This window comes from Vibrio sp. M260112, assembly GCF_036533775.1.
Taxonomy (GTDB): Bacteria; Pseudomonadota; Gammaproteobacteria; order Enterobacterales; family Vibrionaceae; genus Vibrio.
The window spans coordinates 1-5,969 of record NZ_JATABH010000085.1 but is presented as its reverse complement, the minus strand read 5'-3'; the positions used below and the strand labels follow the sequence as shown (position 1 = coordinate 5,969).

Sequence of the window (5,969 nt, the reverse complement as noted above, 5' to 3'; positions counted from 1 at the left end):
TCTTGGCGTGTGCGAGATTTCACCGCTCCAATCAAGTCACCTTGCTTGGCTTGAGCATGCAGACAAGTCGCTCTACTTATCCAAAGAGTCTGGGCGAAATCGTTCGACAGTTTTCGAGCCTTCGTTCGTTGAATAACTATTCAATTCAGCGCTCTAATAGATCCCCGTGTTCGAACAGAGTTCGCCATTCTTGGTTAGTGCGTCGTTTGGCTATTTCAAATCTCCTTTGGGTTGGAGGTTTGATCTTATTATTCGGGCTAGACGATGAGAATGCGCGGTTTATGATGCGCTTAACATCGAGCGACAATATTGAGCCCAGTAGTTAGAGCCACTGCAAGATTCGAATACCACGACACATGGAGGCTGTTGACGCAAAAACTCACTAAACTGCTGAGGTGTCAGTTCTTTATTGGAAAGCACCTTTGAGTTTAAATAAACACATACTTGGATAGCCTTAGTGGCTAGGTCAACACCAATGATCGTGGTTCTCATCTTGCTTTCCCAAAGTGTTAGCTAACTTAAGAAGGTTAGCTTGTAATTAGAGCGGGAGTCCAATTATCTTATGTGCTTTTTATGCCTGATAGTCGATTCTGCTACTTGCCAAACGTTCTCTACCAGCAAGAGGATCATTTAAAATATTTCCGATCCATTCTAACTGTTGATCATCAATCGTAATGATGCGATATATAGCTGTAGAGTCATTTTCCCATTGAGTAGGATTCATTAGATTGTCATCCTTACAGCTTTTTAGGATATCGAGCAGTGCCATACCATGGGGATAAATTGCATTGATTTTTAGGAAATCATCTCCAGCATCATGAATATCACGAGCCATTGTAGTAAACGCAATATGGGATGCTACTTCTGCGGGACGATAACCGCTGGCTAATTCTGCTTTAGCAACAGCAATACCATATGGAAGAATGTCATATCCCATCACAGTCAGATTATGAATAACGACATCCAAGCCTGTCTTCTTTTTCTTAAAGAAGTTGAACATAAAACTATCCTTGCACATAACACCAAATTAAGGTGTGAACCACGCTAACCACCCAACCTAAACCATTGTGCCGTAAACACTAAAGCCGATTCAAGCCAAAAGTGCCGAGCGTTGCGAATCTGCTTGAATTACTTATGTGGAATTGTCTACCAGTCTTATTCTCAGTAATCCTCGATCTTTTTGAATTCAAATTGAACCTTAGATACTTCATGAATTTGGCAACCAACAATCTCAGCTGAGTTCAAATCAAAGAGAACAATATTGTGCCCTTCAGCCAATGAACTTTTATACGCTATACCGTCATAGCCTTTAGATTTTATAAATTCAGATATAATTTGTGTTGCTGCGTAGTCTGACTTTAAATCTGAGTTTCTCACCGGTTTAGAGAAAGCGTTATCAATGTCCGACCAAACTGCCTTAATTTTTTCTTCTTCCGTGGGCTCAGTAAAGTAAAAACGAAGATTATTAGTACCTTGCTCCACAGAAAAGTCCAAAATTTTTAGCTCCTTGGTTGTCTTAAATACGCCTAATGAAACAATAGCACCTAGCCAAGGCCTAACTTCAGACATCGCTGTTTCTTTATTTGTAGCCACATAAAGACAAGGAATACCTTTAGAATTCGCTCGTCCATCTGATGCACTATCTTCTAGAGGTTTCATTCTTGAATCAGGAAACGGGCAAGGGATGTCATCGACATGGATATCTTCTTCTGTGTCGGGGTCATGCTGGTACAATGGCTTCCACGAATGTCCATTTTGCGCTCGCCAAACACACTTCCCTTCAGGTATAACCAATTCCCTGTCTTTACACGTATCAACAATTGAATTTAGAAAAAGCTGAGACTCTTCATCAAGAATGTATCTCTGTTTACGATTTACTGCCCAACTAAATATTGAAAAGCTTCGCCAAGATTTAAAACTCATTAAATATCCTTTAGTTACACATAACGAATAATATGAATCCCTCTCCCTGACACTCCGCGCGCCATATTGACTCAATTCACGCTGAAAAACTGGAGATTATCATGTCCAACATTCAAACTATTACCGTTGACCTCGCCAAGAATGTGTTCAGTATTCACGGCGTTGATGCATATGCCAAGTGCGCCCTACGCAAAACTGCCAAAAGAAACAAACTGTTAGACACATTCGCACACATTTACTATTAGTTAAACAAAGGTGTGCCTGCCGTGATCGGCTAAGGCACAAACCTCTGGACAAACAGTGTCAGTTATAAAAAAGATGCCCAATTCAGATTTGCCCACTTCCGCAATGTTGGCCTAGAAATACCACAGCGACGACATACGAAGCCTGCATCACCAGACTCTTCATACATCTTTACCTACTGTAGTCTTTGTCGAACTTCTCTGTCCATAGACATCCAGTATGGTTGAAAGGATGTCTATGAATCACACACTTAAATGATTGTTATTAAAAATTTTTTTGCACAATCCGTAATGCATCCTCGTACTCCGTCTCTTCTTCGATGAATTCACGAATTAGTGCACGATTTGACGGTGTAATACTCTCCCAACCTTTATCCCAAGCTTTGTAGGCATGCCACGAATATCCTAGCCGTAGTTCTCGACTCATATTTTCCATCGATCGTAAAACTGCGTTGAGGAACGTTTTAGTTATTTCTGTCTCGTTAATATCCAGAATGCTTGCTAAATAGATCAGCCACTTTGCCAAATGAACATATTGTTCCCAAGCACCGTTTTCATGTGTCAACTCTGTCTTAGCTAGCAATATTTTACCAACAGCTTCGACTACTTTTTCATTCGAAATAGTCAACCCAAGAGCTGATAAGGACGCAATAATTTCAAAAAAAGAGTTCTCTAGACGAAGGTAGGATTTTTTATATCGCCTGTTTTTAAAGACAACCCTTTGGATAGTTTCCAACGTCCTCTCTACACAATCCTCTGCTTCTGGTAGAGCTCTATTCAACTGGCTGAAAAATTCCGAAATTTCCATACTATCTATCACTCGTATTCCATAGCAGTGTGAATAGTAATCCTTGACTTGCTGAACAACAGGAGAGCGAGAAATCAGAAATATATTTGCGCTTATAAGATGGTTTCGAGAAAAACCTTTGTAATCACTAATAATTGCTTTTAAATTAGTATCCCCTAATGAATACCCCATAATAACCACGGTATTCTCATGAAGTATGGTGCTCAGTTTTCTTGAGTGATATGACTCTCCGCTTAGAAAACGAAAGTAATCGTCAGAAGTAACTACCATATTACTAGGGGAGTCAATTGATCCATGAACATGGTAGACCTTGGCTCTAGATATCGACCTTGGAATGGGAAGGCCCGGACTTATAGCTTTGCAGTCTTGTTCACCAGCAATAGATTCTAATAACTTGTCATAATTCGTCGTTATTGCACGAAAAGATCTCTTAGATAGAAATTTCTCAATCTCTTCAATATCACCGCTTACTTCGAGTTCTGATATGATATTTGCGACTTCTTCGTGTAAATTGAACCCTTTATTAGCTAGTTCGATGCTTAAGACCTGAGCAATTTCCTCTAAAGATAACGGCGAACTTTTGTCTTTTGGGAACATGGCTTTTTTCAAAGCCCGTTTGTTTGGCAGCAACTTAATTAGTTCTTCTAAAAGCCCCTGCCAACTAGGGGCATCTCCACTAGTAACTGCTTTAGAAAATCCAGTACCAGTAAAAAAACAAAGCCTATTGGATGCTGCAGCATAAGCTATTTCGAACATTTTACTCAATGGATAGTACCTCTAGTTGTTATAACGAATGACATGGATTCCCCCTCCCGAGGATCTGCCACACTTAAGTGGAATACATTTGCACCGGAGGCACCATGTCTGATTATTCTTATTTTTGCGGTATCGACCTAGCAAAAACCATTTTAGTCTTCATGCTGTCGACCAAAATGGAAAAGTCCTACTTCATAAGTCGGTTACTCGCTCTAAACTGCTGACTACAATAGCAAATATGCCACCTATGCGAATAGGTGTTGAAGCGTGTGGTGGTGCACATTATTGGGCGAGAACATTACGCAAACTCGGTCACGATGCTCGTATCATTGCGGTTAAGTATGTCACGCCATATCGAACCAAAGGAAAAAATGACCTCAATGATGCGGTCGCTATATGCGAAGCCGTGCAAAGACCTGCCACTCGCTTTGTTCCTGTCAAATCCCCTGAGCAACAAGCTATCTTATCGGTTCATCGAACGAGAGAACATTGGGTGCGCGAGCGTACCGCATTGATGAATCGTATCCGTGCACTACTTTCTGAATTTGGTTTGATCATCCCCGTTGGTCGCGCTTCATTAATGAGGCTAGTGCCTGATATGCTTGAGAACCCTGAGAGCGAGCTTCCTAACTTAGCACGTGCTACGCTAGCTGAGGCTCATATGTATTAGTTCCGACTAGATCTGAATTAGTACAGATAACGACTAACCCGCTCCACTTCTTTCAAAGCAATACTGTCAGCAGGAATTCCGACTTGGCTCACATCCAATGGATACCACTTAACTTCATCAGCCTCTTGAGCTGTAATATCTCCAGTCCATGCACTAACAATGAAATAATGGATTAACTGCAGTTCTTTCGTTGGGTGGTAAAGAGAACATAAATATTTGTATTCAGTTGGAATAACATTGAGCTCTTCACTTAATTCACGGAACAACGCCTGAATTTGAGTTTCACCATATTCAATATGGCCACCAGGTATAGTGATCAAACCGGGATCAGTTTCCTTTTGCTCACTGCGTTTTTCTAGCAATACCTCTGAACCATTTAGCATGATAAAAGAGATACATTCATTTACTTCCATCTATATGTTCCCTTAAATTGTCGTTTTTCATCCTTCAAAAATGCAGTCATTCTCATATCAACTCAACTGATAATCAATAATTTGTGACACATGAAAGGAAGTTAAGCTGCAAGATGTCGCCTAATGACGAGAATGAACAGTTATCAACTCAATCGAATAAGTTTTAGTAGGGCAAACGCACGCCCCTTGAATTATGTAGAGTATTTAATCTAAGTGTAATTCGGGGAACTTCTGAGTTAGGAAGTGCCAACTGTGAAGTGTGAACACCAAGCGATTCTGTCGTACCTTAATTACCAAGCGACTTTGTCGTTTGCTTAATTACCGAGGGAACTTGACGGCCTCTATTTTTGCGTAATCCTCTAAAGGATATCCAAAGACTCGACGCCTTTAAAGCAAATTGACGAGTAAACCAACTCAATACGTTGCTTTAATATACATTAAATGAATCCCTGTCGGGGTTATCTAGGTTAACCATTCCATTACAGCCCTTCAATAAAATTTGAGGATTTAGAAAGGAATACCTAATATCCCAAATTGATATTCTATCCCCATAAATACAAACACAAAAAAAATACTCAGGAAACTAAACCTCAAGCATTCTGTATTCAACCGATACAACCAATAAACACTTCCAAGCTCTTTTTTTATACCGTTACGCCAGTATTGAATTTCTTCCTTTGAATGACGATGAAACCAACTAAATGCCTGCTGGCTAGAGCGGATCCATGCAAACGATGGGAAATGAGCCCATCCCTGTATTTTTTTTGGAGCATAGATATCAAGTTTATCGATCAAATAGTCTCTTCTGTTTCGAAGAAGAAATATAATGATTGGTAATGTTATTAAGTTGCCAAGTACAGATACAATCATAACCACAATACTTATCACCATCCCTCCCCAGAAAGGAAGCCAAAGCAAAGCTGAAACACCATTAATCATAATAGGCTCTCAATATAATCTACGGTTGAACTCATAAACTCAACAGTATCATCATACAAGTCAAAAACAGCAGGGCGACCGCATGAGTGTTTAATTTTTACCCACCGCGTTTAGGCCTTCACTCAAGACCGCCTCTAGCATCGCTGTGTTCATCATACAACGCTTCTGTTTTCCAACGATACTGAGTTTAGTCGGCTCTGTGCGCAACATATTCAACC

6 protein-coding genes and 3 pseudogenes are annotated in these 5,969 nt (G+C 40.3%); 2 read left to right on the top strand and 7 right to left on the bottom strand.

The window, feature by feature from the left end:
* Positions 1–279: 279 nt before the first annotated feature.
* The 3 genes from QTN95_RS19525 to QTN95_RS19515 form a co-directional block, all read right to left on the bottom strand.
* Complete coding sequence (locus QTN95_RS19525) at positions 280–492, bottom strand: hypothetical protein (protein WP_331418666.1); 213 nt, start codon at positions 490–492, stop codon at positions 280–282.
* Between the two features lie 79 nt (positions 493–571).
* A complete protein-coding gene (locus QTN95_RS19520; RefSeq protein WP_331418665.1) occupies positions 572–1,000 on the bottom strand; it encodes a hypothetical protein in 429 nt (142 codons plus the stop codon).
* 161 nt (positions 1,001–1,161) lie between these two features.
* Positions 1,162–1,923 carry an RES family NAD+ phosphorylase gene (locus tag QTN95_RS19515; protein WP_331418664.1) on the bottom strand — a complete coding sequence of 254 codons (762 nt, stop codon included), beginning with the start codon at positions 1,921–1,923 and terminating at the stop codon, positions 1,162–1,164.
* 101 nt (positions 1,924–2,024) lie between these two features.
* On the opposite strand from QTN95_RS19515, the pseudogene QTN95_RS19510 reads away from it, so the two are divergent.
* A pseudogene (locus QTN95_RS19510) lies at positions 2,025–2,159 on the top strand (IS110 family transposase); the annotation flags it as partial.
* Between the two features lie 271 nt (positions 2,160–2,430).
* Here QTN95_RS19510 and QTN95_RS19500 read toward each other — a convergent pair.
* Complete coding sequence (locus QTN95_RS19500) at positions 2,431–3,729, bottom strand: SIR2 family protein (RefSeq protein ID WP_331418668.1); 1,299 nt, start codon at positions 3,727–3,729, stop codon at positions 2,431–2,433.
* Positions 3,730–3,833: 104 nt separating this feature from the next.
* Here QTN95_RS19500 and QTN95_RS19495 point away from each other — a divergent pair.
* A pseudogene (locus QTN95_RS19495) lies at positions 3,834–4,396 on the top strand (IS110 family transposase); the annotation flags it as partial.
* Between the two features lie 20 nt (positions 4,397–4,416).
* On the opposite strand, the gene QTN95_RS19490 reads toward QTN95_RS19495, so the two are convergent.
* The 3 genes and pseudogenes from QTN95_RS19490 to QTN95_RS19480 form a co-directional block, all read right to left on the bottom strand.
* Positions 4,417–4,812 carry an NUDIX hydrolase gene (locus QTN95_RS19490; protein WP_138971549.1) on the bottom strand — a complete coding sequence of 132 codons (396 nt, stop codon included), beginning with the start codon at positions 4,810–4,812 and terminating at the stop codon, positions 4,417–4,419.
* A gap of 507 nt (positions 4,813–5,319) precedes the next feature.
* Complete coding sequence (locus QTN95_RS19485; protein ID WP_138971548.1) at positions 5,320–5,751, bottom strand: hypothetical protein; 432 nt, start codon at positions 5,749–5,751, stop codon at positions 5,320–5,322.
* A 90-nt stretch (positions 5,752–5,841) separates the two neighbouring features.
* A pseudogene (locus QTN95_RS19480) lies at positions 5,842–5,969 on the bottom strand (ISAs1 family transposase); the annotation flags it as partial.